The sequence below is a fragment of the Frankia casuarinae genome, from assembly GCF_000013345.1.
Taxonomy (GTDB): Bacteria; Actinomycetota; Actinomycetes; order Frankiales; family Frankiaceae; genus Frankia; species Frankia casuarinae.
On the sequence record NC_007777.1, the window covers coordinates 5,381,730 to 5,400,756 of the forward strand.

The following is a 19,027-nucleotide window of genomic DNA, read 5'->3' on the forward strand; positions in this document are numbered from 1 at the left end:
ACCCGGGACACCGAGCGGCCGGCCGGTCAGTCCGAGAAAGCGCCGGTCATTCCCAGGGGGCGAGGGTGGGCCAGTCCGGCCGGCCCGGATCCCGGCCGGCGAGCCAGCGCAGCGTCGGCCTGGTAGGCGCGTCGACGACCACGCGCCGCTGCCCGCGACCGACGGCGGTCGACGGCCGGTCCCCCGGCGCCAGCACGACGGTGATCTCCGGGGGTACTCGGGCCGGCAGCCCGCGCAGGGTCCACTCCCATTCGGCCTGGACGTAGGCCGGGCTCAGGTCCGCCCAGCCGGGACCGCCGAGATCGGCAAGATCGAGGTCGACGAGGTGTATCTCGGTCTCCCGCCAGCGGAGGAAGACCAGATCGGCAAGGGTCGTCAGGCCATAGGTGGCGGTGTGCCCGAGACCCGTGCGCCAGACGTCGACCTGCACGCCGTCCCAGGCCCGCTCCAGCCGGGTCACCGCGGCCACCAGGTCGTCGCGGACGTGCGCGGCGGGCAGATCGCGACCGGCGGCGATGCCGTCCTCCCGCTGCCGCGCGCCCCCGGGATACTGGGCCCGGATCCCACCGGCCCGGGCGGCTTCGACCATGCCGGTGTGACCGTCCGCGTTGCGGGCCAGGTGGGTGAGCAGATGACCGACCGTCCAGCCCGGCAGGCCCAACGGACGGCGCACGACGACGTCGTCCAGCCGGCCGGCCACCTCCAGCAGACGCCGATGGGCCGCCGCGCATCCGGCGAGCCGATCGTGCGGAACCACCGAGGGGAGGTAGGAGGGACCGGACGGCGGCGACGTGTCGATGCTCGACTCCTGAGCGATGCTCACGCCCGCCCCGGGGTCGGCATCGGCTCCCGCGCCGGGAACGAGGGCGTCGGACGGTCGAGACGAGGTCGGGGTGGTCATGGTTCTACGGTGCCTCCCCACGCCACCACACGCCAGGTCAAGCCTTCTGCCAGCGTCTTTACCCGCAGATTCCTTATAGTCGGCACACTCCACGCTCGAGATCCACGCCGCGCCCGACGCTCCCTCAATGGCCGACGTAACGCGGTGGAAACAGCTCCGAGCGAAAATACCCAGAGGAAGATACGGAAAGCATGCACACGGATACCCGACGGAAGGATGAGCGGATGTTCACGACTCCTCGCTTCCTGCAGGGCATTGTCCCCTTCGAGGGCAAAGGTCTGGATGTTCCGATTTCGCTTGGCTCGTCGTTCAGCTACGTCGTCCCAGCCGGCATCACCGCCCAGCCGCTCTACTTTCGGGGCGGTAACTCGACGGACGAGCTGATCTGCCCGATCCTCCTGCGGAACGGGATTCCCATGCGCTTCTTCCCGATCGGAGCACGGGGTTCAATCCACGTGCCGCTGCGCGTCGTCGAGGATTTGGTACCGGAGACGCACATCGAGCTGCACCTCGCCGCCCCGACCGGGCTGGTCGGCACCCTGGTCGTCGACGTGGGCCTAGTCGAGCTCTGAGGCCCTGAGCTGGAAGCTTTGACGGGCTGACACCTCGGGCACCTCGGGCCGGGGTGGCAGCCCGGCCTTGCCGCGGACCTCAGCGCCCGCCGGCCGGGGCGCCCGCCGCGGAGGTCGCCTCCCGCCAGAGGTCGATCTCCTCCTTGCCCCTGCCGCGGCGCCGGACGGCGGTCAGCGCGGCTCCGGCGCTCGCCAGTAGAGCCAGCACGGTCACCTTGCGAACCATCTCGTCTCCTTCGTAGGCCACCTTCACCCAACGGTATCCCGCCCGCCGGCACCGTGGTCGGACCGGGTCGCATCGTCCTGATCAACGTCACTGCGAACCGATCAACGCCGCAGCAGGCCACGCAGCCGGGATCGGGCCGGCCAGGACGGCGGGGGTCCCGACACCGCATAGGCCGGGAACACCCGCCCGGCCACGTCGACCAGCATCGCCACGTCGATGGGCCGAAGCACGACCCCGGCGGAGAGCACGTAGTCGGCCACCCCGGTGGTGGGCAGCAACAGCACGCCCTCGACGAGGGCCAAGCCGGCGGGAAGATCCGCGCGGGCGAAGGCTACGACCGGCTGGACCTCCAGCTGCCAGCCCGCCGGCAGTTCCGCGAGGAGCTGCGCGGTGGCCTCCTCGCCCATCCACGCGACCAGCCCCAGCATCGCCCGCAATGGAACCTTGCCGGCCCAGACCCCGGCGGTGTTCTGGCGGATCGGTCCCGGATGGGCGTCGGTCTCGATCACCCAGGCCCCGGATGGCCCGATGACGAGATGGTCGATATTGCCGGCCGAGTCGGCCAGCGCACGGTCGTGCAGGACGGTGTAGCCGGCCCGGGCCAGACGGTCCAACGCCCGTGCGGTGCTGCGTTCGGCCTCCGCGTCCTCGCGCCAGGCCTCGATCTCCGGCGGGGACCGGAGAAACCGGGTCGCCGCGACGAGGACCACCACGACGGCCGAGATGATCGCGAGCTGCACGGCCACGAGCGCGGGCAGCCCGGCCAGGAGGATGACCACGGCGACGACGAGGGTGACGGCACCCGCCGTGGCCCCGGCGACGGCCATCGCCCGCCGTTTATGATCGCTGCGCTCGGCGACGTAGAGCTGCTTGCGCCGCAGGTACTCGGCCATGGCCGAACGTCCCGCTGACTGCCGATCGGACACGTCCGCGGTCACCACCTCCCGGCGCCGTCACGACGCCGTTGCGCTCGGCGTTGTCTCCGGGTCCGGAACCGGCTCCGCCGTCAGCCAATCACGGCGCGCTGCCGACTCCCGGTCCGTCCCGGTCCGTCCCGGCCACCATTCCATCGAATACACAACAGCGACAGGGTCAAGGGCGTGGAATATGCGAGGGAGAAGAACGTTGGAAACACATCTATACCACCCATCGGCGAGACGGCCGAGGCGACACCGGGTACGGCGGCCGGGTAGGGGGCCGGCGGCGCAGGGGAGAACCCACCGGAGGCCGCCGTCGGGCGCGGTGTCGAACAGTTGCAGTGCCGGAGAGGAGCCACAGGATGCCACGCCACGTGACACCCGAGGGGATCCGGAATGACGAGCCGCAGCCACCACACCCTCACTCACAGCCGCAGCGGCGGGCGATCGACACCGACCAGGTATGGGCCTTCGCGGCCGGCTGCGTCACGCCGGTCCACGGGACAGGCGATGAGGCGGCCTACGGGAACGACCGCGGGAACGACCGCAAGGGCATCCGGGGGAACGACCGCAAGGACACCCGGGGAAACGGTGGCCCGACGGTACCGGGAGGATGCGTCGGCATCGAGACGGAGTGGCTGATCGTCGACACGCAGGCAGTCCACTGTCTGATCCCGCCGGCCCGCACGCTGGCGTCCCTCGCCCGGATTCCCGGGACCACCCCGGGTCCCGGCGGGCCGGTCCTGCCCGGGGGCAGCCGCATCACCTTCGAGCCCGGCGGCCAACTGGAGCTGTCCGGGCCGCCGGCCGAGCTCACCGCGGCCGTGCGGGCGAGCTCCGCCGATCTGAACCTGGTCCGCTCCGCCCTGGCGGTCGACGGCCTGGCCCTCGTCGGCATGGGGGTCGATCCCCTGCGCGTCGGGATGCGGCAGACCACCGCGTCCCGATACGCGGCGATGGAGGAGCATTTCCGGACCGGGGGCGGGGCGTCCGGCACGGTGATGATGTACTCGACCGCCTCCGTCCAGGTCAACCTGGACCTCGGCGGCTCGCCTGCCGAGGCGGCGCGGCGGTTCCAACTCGTCCACGCTCTCGGCCCGGTCCTCACCGCCCTGTTCGCCGCCTCACCCGCGTACGCCGGCCGCCGGACCGGATGGCGGTCGACCCGCCAGGCGGTGTGGGACGGCATCGACGCGAGCCGAACCCGGCCCGTCGCGGCCGCTCTCACGGCCCCGGGGTCCGGGGACACCGAGCCCGATCTCGTCGACCTGTGGGCGCGGTACCTGCTCGACGCCAAGCTGATGATGGTCGAGAATCCCGCCAGGGCCGGCAACCCCGAAGACGATCATCATTTCGTCCCGGTCCGGGACGACTCAACCTTCGGGGACTGGCTCGCCGGCCGCGGCCCGGTCACCCGTCCCCCGACCCGCGAGGATCTCTCCTACCATGCGACCACGGTGTTCCCCCCGGTCCGACCGCGTGGCTGGTGGGAACTGCGCTACCTCGACGCGCAACCGGGTGACGGCTGGCAGGCTGCCGTCGCGATGCCGACGGTACTGCTTGACGACCCGGTCGCCGCGGACGGAGCGTTCGAGGCGTGCCTGGCCGTCGCGCATCGCTGGCCGGCCGCGGCGATGCTCGGCATGGCCGACGAGCCCCTGCGACGCGCGGCGGTGCGCTGCGTCGACCTGGCCGTGAGCGCCCTGCGCCGCGGCGGCGCGACCGATCTCGCCGAGACGGTCGAGTCGTTCGCCGGGCGCTACCTCGACCGCGGCCGATGTCCGGCCGACGAACTGACCGAACGACTTCTCGCGATCGGCCCGGCCGGTCTGCTGCGTGAGGAGGCCCACCGGTGCGTCTCACTCGTCTGACCCGGTCCCCGGCATCCCTGGCATCCCCAGCCGCCCCGGCCGACCGGGAGACCGCCGCCGACCAGGATGCGAAGCCGATCCGGGAGGCGAAGCCGATCACCGCCGACACCGTCGCCGACGCCCTGCGGACCGCACGCCAGCGTTCACTCACGTACACCGACATCGCCGCGGAGGATCTCCTCCGCCAGCACTCGCCGCTGATGTCCCCGCTGGTCTGGGACCTCGCCCACGTCGGCAACTACGAGGATCTCTGGCTGGTGCGCGCGCTGGCCGGCGGCACCGGGACGCGGCCGGGGCTCGACGACATCTACGACGCGTTCCGGCACAGCCGCGCGAGCCGCAGCCGGCTGGCCCTGCTCGGCCCCGCCGAGACCAGGGCGTACCTGCACGAGGTCCGCGGCCGCACTCTCGACCTCCTCGACCGGTTCGGACCCGACCGGTTCGGACCGATGGCTGGCGCCGGCGCGGAAACCGCTGCCGTACCGGAGCGGGAACGACTGCTCGCCGACGGCTTCGTCTACGGCATGGTCGTGCAGCACGAGCACATGCACGACGAAACGATGCTCGCCACGCACCAGCTCCGCCAGGGACCGCCGGTACTTGCTCCCGGCGCGGCGCCACCGCCCGGCCGCCGGGTGCCGCGGCCGGAGGTCCTCGTGCCGGGCGGCGAGTTCACCCTCGGCACCAGTATCCATCCCTGGGCCTTCGACAACGAGGATCCCGCCCACCGCGTCCACCTCCCCGCGTTCTGGATCGACACCCTCCCCGTCTCCAACCGGGCGCAGATCGCCTTCATCGACGCCGGCGGATACGACGACGAGCGGCTCTGGTCGGCGGCGGGATGGGAATGGCGCCAGACGGAGGGCCTGAGCGCGCCCGCGTTCTGGTGGCGCGAGGGCGGCACCTGGCTGCGCCGCCGGTTCGGCCGGGTCGAGCCGGTTCCCCTCGACGAGCCGGTCCAGCACGTGTGCTGGTACGAGGCCGAGGCGCATGCCCGCTGGGCCGGCAGGCGGCTACCGACCGAGGCCGAGTGGGAGAAGGCCGCCGCCTACGACCCGGTCACCGGACGTTCACGGCGGTATCCGTGGGGGGACACCGATCCGACTCCGGAGCGTGCCAATCTGGGCAACTGGACGAGCGGCCCGGCCCCGCTGGGGGCCTATCCCGCGGGCGCGAGTCCCTGCGGAGCCGAACAGATGATCGGGGACGTCTGGGAATGGACGGCGAGCGGGTTCACGCCGTACCCGGGCTTCGTGTCTTACCCCTACCGGGAGTACAGCGAGGTCTTCTTTCCGAAGGCCGGGCGGGAGTCGTCCTTCCGCGTCCTGCGCGGAGGCAGCTGGGCGACGGACGCCGTCGCCGTCCGCGCCACGTTCCGGAACTGGGACTACCCGATCCGCCGGCAGATCTTCGCCGGATTCCGGCTGGCCCGCGACGCCGGGTGACGAACGAGCACGCGTGCGAAGGAGACCTCGGTGTGCCGGCACCTCGCCTGGATCGGAACGCCACGGACCCTGGCGGGGCTGACCTTGGAGCGTCCGTACAGCCTGCTGCGCCAGTCGTGGTCGCCGAGGCGGATGCGCCACGGCACGGTGAACGCCGACGGGTTCGGAGTCGGCTGGTACGCCCCGGCGCTGCGGGCGGCGCCGGCCCGGTTCCGCCGGGCCGTGCCGATGTGGACGGACGCCTCGTACGCCTCGATCGCCGGCGCGGTCGCCTCCGGCTGCGTGCTGGCGGCCGTGCGTAGCGCCACCGTCGGCATGCCGATCGAAGAAAGCGCGACGGCTCCCTTCACCGACGGCCACCGGCTGCTCAGCCACAACGGCCGGGTCGACCCGGTGGCCGTCCGGCGGATGCTGCGCGACCGGCCCGACGCTCCGGTCCCGGACTCGACGTGCGACTCCGCGCTGCTCGCCGCGCTGGTGTGGGAGCACGCCGGGAAGCGTCCACTCGCCGAGGCGGTCGCCGAGGTCGTGCTGTCGCTGGACGCGGCGGGTTCGGGCGAGCGGGCCCGGCTGAACCTGCTGGTGGTGGATGGAACCCAGATCGTGGCGACCGCCTGGCGGGACAGCCTGTCATACCGGAGGGAGAAGGATGGAGTCCTGGTCGCAAGCGAACCAGACGATGACGAACCGGGCTGGGTGGACGTTCCGGACCATCACCTCCTGGTAGCCGACACACATCAAGTCACTCTTCGTAACATGATCTCCTAGATCAGTTACCGTGGGTTGCACCACGTTGATGGAGGGTACATCCATGACACCAAGGACTCCGACAACCACCCGAGCGGATGATGCCGTCCCTGAGGGGACGGGCGCGAACGGCACGGCGGAGATCCCGTTCCCGGGCCTCTCCGTCGACCGCCACCTGCACGAGTCGGATCGCGCCGTCACGCTGGCCCGCGACGTGCTCGCCGGCCTCACCGCGAGCCCCCGCGAGCTGCCGCCGAAGTGGTTCTACGACACCACCGGCGGCATGCTGTTCGACAAGATCACCCGGTTGGCGGAGTACTACCCGACCCGGCGGGAACGGGCCATCCTGGTCAGTTACGCCGACGAGATCGCGGCTGCCTGTCCGGCCGACACCCTCGTCGAGCTGGGATCGGGAACCTCCGACAAGACCAGGCTGCTGCTCGACGCGCTGCGGGCGGCCGGCAACCTCCGCCGTTTCATCCCCTTCGATGTCGACGAGGCGGCCCTGGTGCGGGCAGGTCGCGGAATCCTCACCACCTACCCGGGGCTCTCCGTGGCGGCCGTGGTCGGGGACTTCGAACGGCATCTGCACCAGTTGCCCCGAGGTGGCCATCGGTTGCTCGCCTTCCTCGGCGGCACGGTCGGCAATCTGCGCCCTGCGCAGCGGCAGAACCTCCTCCGTACGCTGCGCGAGCAGGCCGAGAGCTCCGACGCCCTACTACTGGGAACGGACCTCGTCAAGGACGTCGACCGCCTCGTCGCCGCGTACGACGACGGTGCCGGGGTCACCGCCGCTTTCAACCGCAATGTGCTGACGGTGATCAACCGGGAACTCGGGGGCGACTTCGACATCCGCGGATTCGCGCATGTGGCGGTCTGGAACGCCGAGAACTCCTGGATCGAGATGCGGCTACGTTCCGTTCGGGAGCAGCGCGTCTCGATCGCGACCCTCGCCGTTACGGTCGACTTCCAACCGGGGGAGGAGATCCTCACCGAGATCAGCGCTAAGTTCACCCTGGACGGCATCGCCTCGGAGCTTGCGCTGGCGGGCTGGGCGGTGGCGCGGCAGTGGACGGATCCCGATGGGGATTTTGCCGTGACGCTCGCGACGCCGTCGTCCGCCCCCGCCGCCGTCCCGGTCTGAACCCGTCCCGGTCCGAACCAGGCCCGGTCCGAACCAGGCCCGCCCGGACGCCGCCTCATCAGCCGCCGAGCAGACCGACGTCGCGCGCGGCACCGGTGGAGGCCGAGGTCGCCATCGCCGCATAGGCCCGCAGCGCCATGGACACCGGCCGTTCCCGCCCGGTGGGACGGTAGCCGCCGGCCGCCTCCAGCGCCGCGCGTCGGCTCGCCAGCTCCTCGTCGGAGACCACGAGCTCCAGCCGGCGGGCCGGGATGTCGATCTCGATGATGTCCCCGTCGCGGACCAGGGCGATCGTCCCGCCGTGGGCCGCCTCCGGGGAGACGTGACCGATCGACAGTCCGGAGCTCCCGCCGGAGAACCGGCCGTCGGTGATCAGGGCGCACTTCGGGCCGAGACCGCGGCCCTTGAGGAACGCGGTGGGGTAGAGCATCTCCTGCATCCCCGGACCGCCGCGAGGGCCCTCGTAGCGGACGATGATCACATTCCCGGCCTTGACCCGCCCGGTGAGGATGGCGTCGACCGCTTCTTCCTGGCTCTCGACCACGAGCGCCGGGCCGCGGAAGGTCCACTGGCCCTCGTCCACACCGGCCGTCTTCACGACGGCGCCCTCGACGGCCAGGTTGCCGAACAGCACCGCGAGCCCACCCTCGGCGGAGTAGGCGTGCTCGACCGAACGGATGCAACCGTCCCTGGCGTCGGTGTCAAGGGTGTCCCACCGATTGGTGGAGCTGAACGGCTCGATCGTGCGCACGCCACCCGGCGCCGCGTGGAACAGCTCGATCGCGTCCGGCGAGGGGCTCGGGCCGCGGACGTCCCAGCGGTCGAGGAACTCGCGCAGGCTCGCGGAGTGCACCGTGTGCGGGTCCGGGTCGAGCAGCCCGGCCCGGTCGAGCTCGCCGAGGATCGCGGGGATGCCGCCCGCCCGGTGGACGTCCTCCATGTAGTAACGGGTGGAGCTCGGCGCCACCTTGCACAGGCAGGGGACGGTGCGGGAGATCTGGTCGATGTCGGCGAGGGTGACGTCAACGCCGGCCTCGACGGCGGCGGCCAACAGATGCAGCACGGTGTTCGTCGAGCCGCCCATCGCCACGTCGACCGCGAAGGCGTTACGGAAGGCGGCGGCGGTCGCGATCGACCGGGGCAGGACCGCCTCGTCGTCCTTCTCGTAATAGCGCCGCGCCAGGTCGACCACGAGGCGCCCGGCCTCGACGAACAGCTCACGGCGGGCGGCGGCGGTGGCCAGGGTCGACCCGTTGCCGGGCAGGGACAGCCCGATCGCCTCGGTCAGGCAGTTCATCGAGTTCGCCGTGAACATGCCGGAGCAGGATCCACACGTCGGGCAGGCCGAACGCTCGATCGTCGACAGGTCGCCGTCCGAGACGTCCGGGTTGACCGCCGCCGACATCGCGGTGATGAGGTCCAGCCTGGACCGAGCCGTGCCGCCGGAGATGACCGCGTTGCCCGACTCCATCGCTCCGCCGGAGACGAACACGGTCGGGATGTTCAGCCGCAGTGCCGCGAGCAGCATCCCCGGGGTGATCTTGTCGCAGTTGGAGATGCAGACCAGGGCGTCGGCGCAGTGGGCGTTCACCATGTACTCGACGCTGTCGGCGATGAGCTCGCGGGACGGCAGCGAGTAGAGCATCCCGCCATGCCCCATCGCGATGCCGTCGTCCACGGCAATGGTGTTGAACTCGCGCGCCACCCCACCGGCCTCGGCCACCGCCCCGGCCACCAGCGAGCCAAGGTTACGCAAGTGCACATGCCCCGGGACGAACTCGGTGAAGCTGTTAGCCACGGCGACGATCGGCTTGCCAAAGTCGTCGTCGGTCATCCCGGTCGCGCGCCACAGGGCGCGGGCGCCGGCCATGTTCCGGCCGTGGGTGGTGGTGCGGGAGCGCAGGGCGGGCATCTCGACCTCGAAGATCAATTCAGTGGCACTGCTGGCGGGGACCGCCGGCACTGACAGACGATGACACGACGGTACGCCACCGCCCGGACGGGTCCAGCCTGCCGTGTCGCGCCGCCCGGCCCGCCGGGCGGCGAACGACGAGCGACGGAATCAGGCGCCAGAGACCAGGAACCGGACCAGAAATCAAGAACCCGTGATCAGGAATCAGGGTCCGCCTCGGCCGGTGGCGGGGACGGGGGCGCGCCGGGTGGTAGGCCCCCCGGTCTGGGCCCGCTGGGCGGAACGGCCCAGGGGTAGCCGGCGATCCGCCGACCGGCCCCGCGACCGCCGTCCGGTGCCGCCCGATGACCCGCGGGCCCAGACTGATACCCCGGCTGACCGGGATCACCCGCCCCGCCTGCCGGGTCGTCTTCTCCCCCGCCCGGACCGTCTTCTCCCCCGCCCGGACCGTCTCCTCCCCCGCCCGGGCGGGGCTGATCCGGCTGCGTAAGCGAATATCCGGCGGTCTCGGGATACCCGGATGGACCTCTCGCGACCGGCCCGGCCTGCGGCATGGGGGGGTACGGGTGGCCGGGCTGATGCGGATAACCCGGCTGCACCGGCGGGCCGGGGTAACCCGGCTGCACCGGCGGGCCAGGGTAACCCTGCTGGACCGGCTGGACCGGGCCACCACGTCGCCTGCTCGCCACCTGCCGCGTGCCCAGTGGCCGATGCCGGCGCCACTGCCGCCGAACAGCCCAGAGGAGGGCCAGGGATGCGACGGCGCCGGCCGCCGGCGCGACGTCGTGGCCGGCGTCCAGCACCAGCAGGTAGAGGGCCATCAGCCCGCTGAAGACGTAGCCGGTGACGAAGAACGCGAAGGGCCGCAGGTTCAGCCGGCTCACCACATCCGTGTTCCGGAGCAGGATCGCCGGCACCAGCCAGATGAGGAAACCGAAGAAGAGCGCCGTAAGCGGCGCGAAAAACAGGTACCCGAGGAACGCTGCCATGATCAGAGGTCCGGCGGTCGTCGAGGGTCAGGCCGGGCCGGGAGCGGCGGGGACGTCTGCGCTGTGCGCCACCGTCGGGGTGCCGTCGAAGTACGGGCCGAGGGCGGCACGCCAGCGGACAAACCGCTCCGACTCCCGGAAGTTCGTCAGATGGGCGTCCAGGCTGTCCCACTCGACGAGCAGCACGAAACTCGACGGTGACTCGACCCCGCGGGTCATCCGCGCGGAACGACAGCCCGGCGTGCCGACGAGCTCCGCACGCACCCCGTGATACGCGGCGACGAAATCGTCCTCGCTGCCCGGTTTGATGTCGAACCGGGCAACTTCGAGGACCGCCCCGGCGGGCCGCCCGCCGTCCCGCCTCTCACTCGCCATGGATGATCCTGAAACTCATACCGCCCAGTCTGGCAGCATCGGGAGATCTGCGGTCCGCCAACATGAACCATGACCACGCCAAACACACCCGGGCACCCACCCGGGCCGCTGGCGGGCCGCTGGCGCTCTCCACCCGTGGGCCTCGTCCCGCTCCCGGGCCGAGAATTCAGTTCGCCATGTCGACGAACCGTGAGTAATGACCCTGGAAGGCGACGGTGACGGTGCCAGTCGGCCCGTTGCGGTGCTTGGCGATGATGAGGTCCGCCTCGCCGGCGCGCGCCGACTCCTTCTCGACCGTGTCCTCCCGGTACAGCAGGATCACCGCGTCGGCGTCCTGCTCCAGGCTTCCGGACTCGCGCAGGTCGGAGACCTGGGGACGCTTGTCGGCCCGCTGCTCGGAGGCGCGGTTGAGCTGGGAGATGGCGACCACCGGAACGTCGAGCTCCTTGGCGAGCAGCTTCAGCGACCGCGAGATCTCGCTGACCTCCTGCTGACGGTTCTCCACCTTCTTGGGCGACGACATCAGCTGCAGGTAGTCGAGGATCACCAGACGCAGCTCGTTACGCTGCTTCAACCGCCGGGCCTTCGCCCGGACCTCCATCATCGTCAGGTGCGGGCTGTCGTCGATGAACAGCGGGGCCTCCGCGACCTCGCCTATCCGGCGGGCCAGGCGACCCCAGTCGTCGTCGGTGAGCCGGCCCGTGCGGATGTTCTGCAGGGACACCCGCGCCTCGGCGGACAACAGCCGCATGGTGATCTCCATGCGGCTCATCTCCAGCGAAAAGATGACCGACGCCATCCCGTTCTTGATCGACGCCGCCCGGGCGAAGTCCAGGCCGAGGGTCGACTTGCCCACGGCCGGCCTGGCCGCGACGATCCACAGCTGGCCGCCGTGCAGGCCGTTGGTCAGCTCGTCGAGGTCGACGAAACCGGTGGGCACCCCGGTCAGCGAACCGTCGTGCCCCTGGATGGACTCGATCTCCTCCAACGCCGGGTTGAGCAGCTCCCCCAGCGGCAGGTAGTCCTCGTTCGTCCGGCGCTCGGTCACCTCGTACACGGCCGCCTGGGCGCGGTCGACGACGTCGCTGACGTCCGGAGCCGCGCCGTAGGCGAGCTGCACGATGCGGGTGCCGGCCTCCGCGAGGCGGCGCAGGACCGCCTTCTCCGCGACGATACGGGCGTAGTACCCGGCGTTGGCCGCAGTGGGCACGCTCGAGATGAGGGTGTGCATGTAGGCCGGACCGCCCACCCGTTCGAGCAGATCTCGGCGGCTGAGCTCGGCGGCGACGCTGATGACGTCCGCAGGCTCCCCCCGGCCGTAGAGATCGCCGATGACCTCGTACACGAGGCCGTGCGCGGGACGGTAAAAGTCACCCGTCCGCAGGACCTCGACGACGTCGGCGATGGCGTCTTTCGACAGCAGCATGCCGCCGAGCACACTCTGCTCAGCGGGCAGGTCGTGCGGGGGAGTCCGGTCGAACTCTGCACTCCCACCGGAACCACGCGAGATCTCGGTGACGCTCACGACGCACCCTCCCGGGACTCCCGTAGACCCGTATTCGAACGTATGTTCGTACAGATCGGAACCGCTGTCAACGACCGCTCCGCCCCCGACCGGCCGGGGCTTCCAGCAGGGACCGAACGGGCGGCGCCCGGTGAGCCTCTCGCCGGGCGCCGCCCGCGTCACCGAAGGAGGCCTGGCCCGATCAGGCTAGAAGTACCTTCCTCGGCCTGGAGGGTCCGACCTTACGGACCGGCGGGCACACCCACCAAAAAGTTATCCACAGGCCCTTGTGGAAAAGCTGTGGGCAACCGGCCGAAACCTGGGGAGGACATCGGGACGGAAATCGGAAACCTGTGGACACCCGAGACCACAACCTCGACGAAACCTAGCTGGCAGGCGCCTGCATCCCGAGTGCCCTGTGGATGAGAAAAAGTTTCGGATCTGGTCGTCGCCCCTTGCCCCACACACAACGAACTCCCCTGGCCGACCACCTGAGACGGTCGGCCAGGGGAGCCCGTACAGCGAGCGCGGCGGTACAGCGGGAGAAACGGCGGATGCCACCCCGTCAGACCCGCCTGACCTCGGGCCCATCCGGCCGCGATCAGGCCCGCCCTGCCCTGGTCAGACCTGATCAGGCCTGCGTGACCTGGAGCTTCACGGTCGCGGTCACCTCGGGATGCAGATGCACGGCGACGGTGTAGGCGCCCAGGGACTTGATCGGCGTGGTGAGCTCGACGCGGCGCCGGTCGAGCTCGGGGCCACCCGCGGCGGTCACCGCCTCCACCACATCGGCCGCCGTCACGGAACCGAACAGGCGGCCTTCCTTGCCCGCCCGGCTGGTCAGCTCGACCTTGAGGCCACCGAGCTGACCGGCGATCTCCTGAGCGTGCCCGAGATCGCGAACCGCGCGGGCCGACCGGGCCCGCTTGATCTGCTCGACCTGACGCTCCGCGCCCTTGGTCGCGAGGATCGCGTACCGGCGGGGCACGAGGTAGTTACGCCCGTACCCGTTCGCGACCTCCACGATGTCACCCGGACTGCCGAGACCGGGGACCTCCTGGGTCAGGATGAGCTTCATTGCCACCCCCTACCGGGCCGAGGCGGTGTAGGGCAGCAGCGCCATCTCGCGGCTGTTCTTCACCGCCGTCGCCACGTCGCGCTGGTGCTGGCTGCAGTTACCGCTCACCCGACGGGCCCGGATCTTACCCCGGTCGGAGATGTACTTGCGCAGCAGCGAAGTGTCCTTGAAGTCGATGTAGTCGACCTTGTCCTTGCAGAAAACGCAAACCTTCTTCTTGGGCTTGCGCACGGCCGCCTTGGCCATGGGTGTGCTCCTACCTCGTTGTGTCGTTCGCGAGGACGACGACCGGCCGCTCAAAACGGTGGCTCGTCGGAGTAGCCGCCGGCCGGTTGCGACCAGGGGTCATCGATGGGTGCTCCACCACCACTACCGCCGCCGTAGCCGCCGCCGGCCGGAACGCCCGCGGGAACACCGGCAGGTGCGCCGGGGGGCGCGCCGGCAGGCGCGCCGTAGCCGCCTCCGCCCCCGTAACCGCCGCCACCACCGCCACGCGCGGCCTTGACGACCTTGGCGGTGGCGTAGCGCAGGCTCGGACCGATCTCGTCGACGTCGAGCTCGATCACGGTGCGCTTCTCACCCTCGCGGGTCTCGAACGACCGCTGCTTGAGGCGGCCGGTGACGATGACCCGAGCGCCCTTCTGCAGCGACTCGGCGACGTGCTCCGCCGCCTGGCGCCAGATGGAGCAGCGCAGGAACAGCGCCTCGCCGTCCTTCCACTCGTTGGTCTGGCGGTCGAGGGTGCGCGGCGTGGATGCGACGGTGAAGCTGGCGACCGCGGCACCGTTCGGGGTAAACCTCAGTTCGGGGTCGTTGGCTAGGTTGCCGACGACGGTGATGACGGTTTCACCGGCCATGGGCACTCTCCCGGAGATCGGCGGCCCACGACGGCACGGGGACTGCCGTCGCCGCGGACCGGATCATGCCGCCGCCCGGCGGCTCTGACGTGGCTTCTTCGGCTCTGGAAGCCGGATGACCTTGGTGCGCATGACCGACTCGTTGAGGACGAGCTGACGGTCGAGCTCGGCGACGACGTCGGGCTCCGCATGAAGGTCGATGACGGCGTAGATGCCTTCGTGACTCTTGGCGATCTCGTAGGCGAGCCGGCGCCGCCCCCAGACATCGACCTTCTCCACCACGCCGCCGCCCTGACGGACGACACCGAGGTACTGGTCGAGAGAGGGCGCGACAGTGCGTTCCTCGAGGTCAGCATCGAGGATCACCATGAGCTCATAATGACGTGCCAAGGCTGAACCCACCTCCTGTGGACTCTGGCGGCCACGGATCTTCCGTGGCAGGAGGGACCGCGACCGGAACCTGTGCCGTCTCGAACGTGCTCGACGCGATGGATCTGAGAGGGAACCGCCCGTCAGCACATCCGGACGATCATCAGGGCACGCGGGCCACCCGGAGGCGCGCCGACCAATCATGACGAGTGGTCGGCCTGGACCAGCGGATGGACACACGTACGCCGGCGCACGGCATGTCCGGCCGAGCTTACTCGATTCCCCCGGGGGCCCTGGCGGCCCCGACCACGAGAACCACGCGAAGCCACGCCGTGAACACCCCGGCGAGGCAGACGAGGTTCACCGTGATCAGGAGGCCACGCATGTGCCGGGAGGGGGAGGGATCCGCGAGGGCGAACACGAGCACCGCGAGCGCCGCGGCGACCGCGACCACCGCGAGCATGCGGGCAGCCAGCTGCGGACCGACGCGCCCGGACCCGGAACCGCCGTGGCTGCCCGGGGAAGAGTCGTGGTCGCTCCCGGACGGGTCGCCGCCGACGTCCCCGGTGCCGGGCTCGGGCTGACCCGGCTGGGTATCCTGCCTGTCCACAGCATTGCCTCCCGTAGTTCCAAACGCCGAAGGCGAGGCGACGGAAACCCCGCACGGCCCCCGATGCCAGGGGCCCCCGCATTGCGCCGAAGGCGCCCGAAGGCTCCCGAAGGCTCCCGAAGGCTCCCCCAGGAACCTCGCCGAAGGCGAGGCGACGGAAACCCCGCACGGCCCCCGATGCCAGGGGCCCCCGCATTGCGCCGAAGGCGCCCGAAGGCTCCCGACGGCTCCCCCAGGAACCTCGCCGAAGGCGAGGCGACGGAAACCCCGCACGGCCCCCGATGCCAGGGGCCCCCGCATTGCGCCGAAGGCGCCCGAAGGCTCCCGACGGCTCCCCCAGGAACCTCGCCGAAGGCGAGGCGACGGAAACCCCGCACGGCCCCCGATGCCAGGGGCCCCCGCATTGCGCCGAAGGCGCCATGCGGGGAAAGGCTAGTCCACCCACTGTCCCTGCGTGAAGGCGACGACCAGGGCTGCCATGATCGGCGTACCGGTACATAGATATACCGACTGTACCCAGCTCTGCCGCGCGGCGGCTCGCGCGAGCATCAGATACAACGGAAAGGCCACTAAAATTCCACGGATTCCCGATGCATAATAATTCGTGCAGGCCATTATCACGGTCATCACGCCGAGGAAGGTCGCCTCACCCCACCGTCTCCCGGCCAGCAGGATGATGGTCAGCAGTACCCCGACGACCACCGCGAGCAGTTCCCCGCGCCAGAACCAGACGAAGGTCGACGCACCGTTGCCATCCGTGGCCGATGCCCAGGTGGCGGTCCAGCCCGACCAGGGCCAGTCGAGGCCTCGGTGCCAGCCGTCCCGCATCGCGTCCGTGTAGGAGCCCCAGCCCCCGGTGCGAATCCTGAGATAGCCCAGGTAGGCGAGGACGGGGATGGGTGGAAGCCCCAGCGACAACGCCGGCCGGGCGAACACCGGGAGGCCGGCGGAGCGCCGGCTCGCGACGTACTGCACGGCCAACGCGACCCCGAAGGGAATACCACTGATCCTGGCGGATGCCGCCCCGGCGCCCAGCAGGCCGGCCAACCACCAGCGGCTGCGACGTGCCGCCAGCCAGGACGCCGTCGCGAACCCCAGGAAGATGCCCTCCGAATAGGCGGCGAACAGGAACACCGCGTAGGGGAAGCAGATGAGGCTGAGGACGGCGAACCGCGCCGCGGACTTGCCGACCTCGTCCGCGGCCAACCGCCACAGCGCGGCGACCGCGACCGCACCGGCGAGGAACGACACGACCAGACCCGCGACAATCCAGTCCGGAACGACAATATGGACGATCCGCATCGCGATCGGGAGGCCGGGAAAGTCGACTTCTGTCCGGTCCGAGTAGGCGGGGGAGAGATAACCGTACCGGGCGACCTTCGTGAACAGGCCGACATCCCACCGGTCCCAGAGCGTGCGCAGGCCGGGAGCGTTTCGCGCCGGCGCCGAGGTAAGGACCCGCGCGGCGGCGAGCGCCAGCAGGGCGACCGCGACCCGGCTCCCGAACCAGATCGGCAGCGTGGCCCGGACCGGCTCCGGCAGCCGGGCCCAGGCCGCTCGGACCATCCCCGGCCCGATCGGATCATGCACCGCCGGACCCGGCCCCGTCGGCGCTGCCGGCGCCCGGGCCTCCGGCCGGCTCGCCGGTGGCCGCCGCCGTAACCCACGCCGGCCGGCCGCCGCGGACATCGGGGGCATGGTCCAGCACCCCGCCCGCAGGGTCGTCAACGGCGTCCGGATCGCCGACGGCAGCGGAGCCGACCGCGACACGCGGATCACCCGGGTACGCCATTCCGCCGGTCCGCACGATGTCGGTATGCGGATGCAGGATCTCCCGGACGACGAATCCGGCCAGGACGAGCAGCACCAGGTCGCGCAGGGCCACCGCGCCGACGAACCATCCCCGGTCGATGCCGTGACGACCCTGCGTGTCGTTGTAGATGAAGTGCATGAATCGGGTGAACAGCACCCACGCCTCGCAGACCTGCCACAGCAGGAACAGCCTCCATCGGGGCCGAGCCAGTGCCGCCAGCGGTAGCAGCCAGATCGTGTACTGGGGTGAGAAGACCTTGTTGGTCAGCAGGAAGGCGACGACGAGCAGGAACAGCACCTGCGGCAGACGGGGCCGGCGCGGTGCGAGCCAGGTGAGTAACCCGATGGCGACCACCGAGACCAGCAGGGCCGCCCCAGTGATGATGTTCAACGTGGAGATGGGCAGGCCGTTGTTCCGCAAGCCCTGCAGGATCATCGGGAGGGCGACGACGATCGTCACCCAGCCGGCCGCGGCCGCCGCGATGACCAGCCGGCGCGCATCGGGCCGATGATGGATCGCGGCCGCGGCCACCGCGACGAGGACGACGGCAGTGAGCGCGGAGACCACCAGGTGCAGTGCTCCGAACCAGGCCGGGTCGTAGCGGCCGGCAAGCCAGGTCGCGCCGAACGCCAGCGAGTCCCAGTCGGCGCCGCGGTCGGAGTTCAGATCGAAGAACCGGGCGATGGCGTTGCGGGCCCCGTCCGGACCACCACCGACCAGCCGGATCCAGTCACCACCTCGCCAGAAGGTCGACCAGATGCTGTCGCCGACGCGGGCGTTCTCCGCGTTGAAGTAGCCGGCGGTCAGCCATAGCGGGACGATGACCACCAGCACCGTCACCGCCGCCGCGCAGACGGTCCGGGCCAGTTCGCGCAGCCTCCCGGCCCGGAGGCAGAGAAAGGCCAACCCTAGCAGGAACAGGGCCGGATAGAGCTTCGTGAGGATGCCGAGTCCGATTAGCATCCCGGCGAGCTTCGGAGCCCGTCTGGACCAGGCAAGCAGGCCGCCCGCCGCGAACGCCACCGCGATGATGTCCCAGTTCGTCAGCAGATGCAGCACGAGGGTCGGCGCCAGCGCGAACAGAGCGGCGTCCCAGATCCGCCTCGATCCGGCCGCCAGCGCGGTGCAGCACACCGCGACCGAGGCCACGATCAGGAACAGCAGGGCGGTGAGGTCGTAGAAGACGGCCGACCGCATGTCCATCGTGTAATGGTCGAAGACGCGCTCGCCGTTCTCCTCCCGGTAGACCGCCCGCGGTCCGTTCGCGAGACCGGCCGGCCAGGCGACGAGCTGCATGGTGGCGCCGATCAACGGCGGATATTCCGTCGGGTAGTCCAGATAGGGGATCTTCCCGTCGACCAGCCCCTCCTGGCTGTACAACGCGACGATGTCGGAGTAGCACAACGCCGTGTACTGGTGCTCATGCGTCCAGTTCCGGGTGTCCCGGCAACTGATCTTCTGGGTGTAGCCGAGGACCCCGGCCACGATGACCATTGCCATCAGCACCCGCAGCGGGGTCAGCCAACCACGCCGGTCGGGCACGGCCGCGTGCTCACCCGGCGGCCCACCGATGAGCTGGCTTGCCCCCGCGACGACCGGGTCCTCCCGGGCCGGGCTGACGCGGACGGGGGACGCCGGGGACATGGCCATGCCCGTCATTCTCGCCCCATGACAGCCCATGACCAGCACTGAACTCG

19 protein-coding genes are annotated in these 19,027 nt (G+C 70.6%); 5 read left to right on the forward strand and 14 right to left on the reverse strand.

Features of this window, described 5'->3' with window-relative positions:
• Window positions 1–46: 46 nt before the first annotated feature.
• Entirely contained in the window at window positions 47–901 is an 855-nt protein-coding gene (locus tag FRANCCI3_RS22805) for a maleylpyruvate isomerase family mycothiol-dependent enzyme (protein ID WP_011438862.1), read from the reverse strand.
• A 224-nt stretch (window positions 902–1,125) separates the two neighbouring features.
• Here FRANCCI3_RS22805 and FRANCCI3_RS22810 point away from each other — a divergent pair, with 224 nt between their 5' ends.
• The gene (locus FRANCCI3_RS22810; RefSeq protein ID WP_011438863.1) at window positions 1,126–1,473 is read left to right on the forward strand and encodes a hypothetical protein; all 348 of its coding nucleotides are present in this window, start codon (window positions 1,126–1,128) and stop codon (window positions 1,471–1,473) included.
• A 79-nt stretch (window positions 1,474–1,552) separates the two neighbouring features.
• Here FRANCCI3_RS22810 and FRANCCI3_RS22815 read toward each other — a convergent pair whose 3' ends face one another.
• Together FRANCCI3_RS22815 and FRANCCI3_RS22820 are read right to left on the reverse strand one after the other, a co-directional pair.
• Window positions 1,553–1,699, reverse strand: coding sequence for a DLW-39 family protein (locus tag FRANCCI3_RS22815; RefSeq protein ID WP_035729042.1), 147 nt, complete (start codon window positions 1,697–1,699; stop codon window positions 1,553–1,555).
• A gap of 101 nt (window positions 1,700–1,800) precedes the next feature.
• Window positions 1,801–2,592, reverse strand: coding sequence for a nuclease-related domain-containing protein (locus FRANCCI3_RS22820; RefSeq protein WP_011438864.1), 792 nt, complete (start codon window positions 2,590–2,592; stop codon window positions 1,801–1,803).
• Between the two features lie 386 nt (window positions 2,593–2,978).
• Here FRANCCI3_RS22820 and egtA point away from each other — a divergent pair, with 386 nt between their 5' ends.
• The 4 genes from egtA to egtD are packed head-to-tail and all read left to right on the forward strand — an operon-like array spanning window position 2,979 to window position 7,823.
• Complete coding sequence (gene egtA, locus FRANCCI3_RS22825; RefSeq protein ID WP_011438865.1) at window positions 2,979–4,487, forward strand: ergothioneine biosynthesis glutamate--cysteine ligase EgtA; 1,509 nt, start codon at window positions 2,979–2,981, stop codon at window positions 4,485–4,487.
• Complete coding sequence (gene egtB, locus FRANCCI3_RS22830; protein WP_011438866.1) at window positions 4,469–5,932, forward strand: ergothioneine biosynthesis protein EgtB; 1,464 nt, start codon at window positions 4,469–4,471, stop codon at window positions 5,930–5,932. Before egtA ends, egtB begins: the two co-directional genes overlap by 19 nt.
• Before the next feature lie 30 nt (window positions 5,933–5,962).
• Window positions 5,963–6,700 (forward strand): ergothioneine biosynthesis protein EgtC, encoded by a 738-nt coding sequence (gene egtC / locus FRANCCI3_RS22835; RefSeq protein WP_011438867.1) that lies wholly within the window; start codon window positions 5,963–5,965, stop codon window positions 6,698–6,700.
• A 43-nt stretch (window positions 6,701–6,743) separates the two neighbouring features.
• The gene (gene egtD / locus FRANCCI3_RS22840) at window positions 6,744–7,823 is read left to right on the forward strand and encodes an L-histidine N(alpha)-methyltransferase (protein WP_011438868.1); all 1,080 of its coding nucleotides are present in this window, start codon (window positions 6,744–6,746) and stop codon (window positions 7,821–7,823) included.
• A gap of 58 nt (window positions 7,824–7,881) precedes the next feature.
• Here egtD and ilvD read toward each other — a convergent pair whose 3' ends face one another.
• The 11 genes from ilvD to FRANCCI3_RS22895 all read right to left on the reverse strand — a co-directional run bounded on the left by ilvD (window position 7,882) and on the right by FRANCCI3_RS22895 (window position 18,989).
• Window positions 7,882–9,735: a dihydroxy-acid dehydratase gene (gene ilvD, locus FRANCCI3_RS22845; RefSeq protein WP_011438869.1), complete on the reverse strand. Its 1,854-nt coding sequence runs from the start codon at window positions 9,733–9,735 to the stop codon at window positions 7,882–7,884.
• Between the two features lie 197 nt (window positions 9,736–9,932).
• Window positions 9,933–10,724 (reverse strand): hypothetical protein, encoded by a 792-nt coding sequence (locus FRANCCI3_RS23740; protein WP_011438870.1) that lies wholly within the window; start codon window positions 10,722–10,724, stop codon window positions 9,933–9,935.
• 27 nt (window positions 10,725–10,751) lie between these two features.
• Window positions 10,752–11,099, reverse strand: a complete 348-nt coding sequence (locus FRANCCI3_RS22855; protein ID WP_011438871.1) for an antibiotic biosynthesis monooxygenase family protein — start codon at window positions 11,097–11,099, stop codon at window positions 10,752–10,754.
• A gap of 166 nt (window positions 11,100–11,265) precedes the next feature.
• Complete coding sequence (gene dnaB, locus FRANCCI3_RS22860; protein ID WP_011438872.1) at window positions 11,266–12,624, reverse strand: replicative DNA helicase; 1,359 nt, start codon at window positions 12,622–12,624, stop codon at window positions 11,266–11,268.
• Window positions 12,625–13,234: 610 nt separating this feature from the next.
• The gene (gene rplI / locus FRANCCI3_RS22865; protein ID WP_011438873.1) at window positions 13,235–13,681 is read right to left on the reverse strand and encodes a 50S ribosomal protein L9; all 447 of its coding nucleotides are present in this window, start codon (window positions 13,679–13,681) and stop codon (window positions 13,235–13,237) included.
• Window positions 13,682–13,690: 9 nt separating this feature from the next.
• On the reverse strand, window positions 13,691–13,927 hold the full coding sequence (gene rpsR / locus FRANCCI3_RS22870) for a 30S ribosomal protein S18 (protein ID WP_011438874.1): 237 nt from the start codon (window positions 13,925–13,927) through the stop codon (window positions 13,691–13,693).
• A 50-nt stretch (window positions 13,928–13,977) separates the two neighbouring features.
• Window positions 13,978–14,538, reverse strand: a complete 561-nt coding sequence (locus FRANCCI3_RS22875) for a single-stranded DNA-binding protein (protein ID WP_011438875.1) — start codon at window positions 14,536–14,538, stop codon at window positions 13,978–13,980.
• 63 nt (window positions 14,539–14,601) lie between these two features.
• On the reverse strand, window positions 14,602–14,928 hold the full coding sequence (rpsF, locus tag FRANCCI3_RS22880) for a 30S ribosomal protein S6 (RefSeq protein ID WP_011438876.1): 327 nt from the start codon (window positions 14,926–14,928) through the stop codon (window positions 14,602–14,604).
• A gap of 250 nt (window positions 14,929–15,178) precedes the next feature.
• Window positions 15,179–15,517 carry a hypothetical protein gene (locus tag FRANCCI3_RS22885; RefSeq protein WP_011438877.1) on the reverse strand — a complete coding sequence of 113 codons (339 nt, stop codon included), beginning with the start codon at window positions 15,515–15,517 and terminating at the stop codon, window positions 15,179–15,181.
• Window positions 15,518–15,949: 432 nt separating this feature from the next.
• The gene (locus FRANCCI3_RS22890) at window positions 15,950–17,107 is read right to left on the reverse strand and encodes a hypothetical protein (RefSeq protein ID WP_011438878.1); all 1,158 of its coding nucleotides are present in this window, start codon (window positions 17,105–17,107) and stop codon (window positions 15,950–15,952) included.
• Window positions 17,100–18,989, reverse strand: a complete 1,890-nt coding sequence (locus FRANCCI3_RS22895; protein ID WP_011438879.1) for a glycosyltransferase family 87 protein — start codon at window positions 18,987–18,989, stop codon at window positions 17,100–17,102. Before FRANCCI3_RS22895 ends, FRANCCI3_RS22890 begins: the two co-directional genes overlap by 8 nt.
• Window positions 18,990–19,027: the final 38 nt, after the last annotated feature.

Excerpts from the sequence above, each read along its gene's own strand:
- egtA (WP_011438865.1), top strand. The coding sequence starts at position 2,979 with ATGCCACGCCACGTGACACCCGAGGGGATCCGGAATGACGAGCCGCAG.
- FRANCCI3_RS22895 (WP_011438879.1), bottom strand. The coding sequence starts at position 18,989 with ATGACGGGCATGGCCATGTCCCCGGCGTCCCCCGTCCGCGTCAGCCCG.
- FRANCCI3_RS22805 (WP_011438862.1), bottom strand. The coding sequence starts at position 901 with ATGACCACCCCGACCTCGTCTCGACCGTCCGACGCCCTCGTTCCCGGC.
- FRANCCI3_RS22875 (WP_011438875.1), bottom strand. The coding sequence starts at position 14,538 with ATGGCCGGTGAAACCGTCATCACCGTCGTCGGCAACCTAGCCAACGAC.
- FRANCCI3_RS22820 (WP_011438864.1), bottom strand. The coding sequence starts at position 2,592 with ATGGCCGAGTACCTGCGGCGCAAGCAGCTCTACGTCGCCGAGCGCAGC.
- rpsR (WP_011438874.1), bottom strand. The coding sequence starts at position 13,927 with ATGGCCAAGGCGGCCGTGCGCAAGCCCAAGAAGAAGGTTTGCGTTTTC.
- FRANCCI3_RS22815 (WP_035729042.1), bottom strand. The coding sequence starts at position 1,699 with ATGGTTCGCAAGGTGACCGTGCTGGCTCTACTGGCGAGCGCCGGAGCC.
- ilvD (WP_011438869.1), bottom strand. The coding sequence starts at position 9,735 with ATGCCCGCCCTGCGCTCCCGCACCACCACCCACGGCCGGAACATGGCC.
- rplI (WP_011438873.1), bottom strand. The coding sequence starts at position 13,681 with ATGAAGCTCATCCTGACCCAGGAGGTCCCCGGTCTCGGCAGTCCGGGT.
- FRANCCI3_RS22810 (WP_011438863.1), top strand. The coding sequence starts at position 1,126 with ATGTTCACGACTCCTCGCTTCCTGCAGGGCATTGTCCCCTTCGAGGGC.
- FRANCCI3_RS23740 (WP_011438870.1), bottom strand. The coding sequence starts at position 10,724 with ATGGCAGCGTTCCTCGGGTACCTGTTTTTCGCGCCGCTTACGGCGCTC.
- egtD (WP_011438868.1), top strand. The coding sequence starts at position 6,744 with ATGACACCAAGGACTCCGACAACCACCCGAGCGGATGATGCCGTCCCT.
- FRANCCI3_RS22855 (WP_011438871.1), bottom strand. The coding sequence starts at position 11,099 with ATGGCGAGTGAGAGGCGGGACGGCGGGCGGCCCGCCGGGGCGGTCCTC.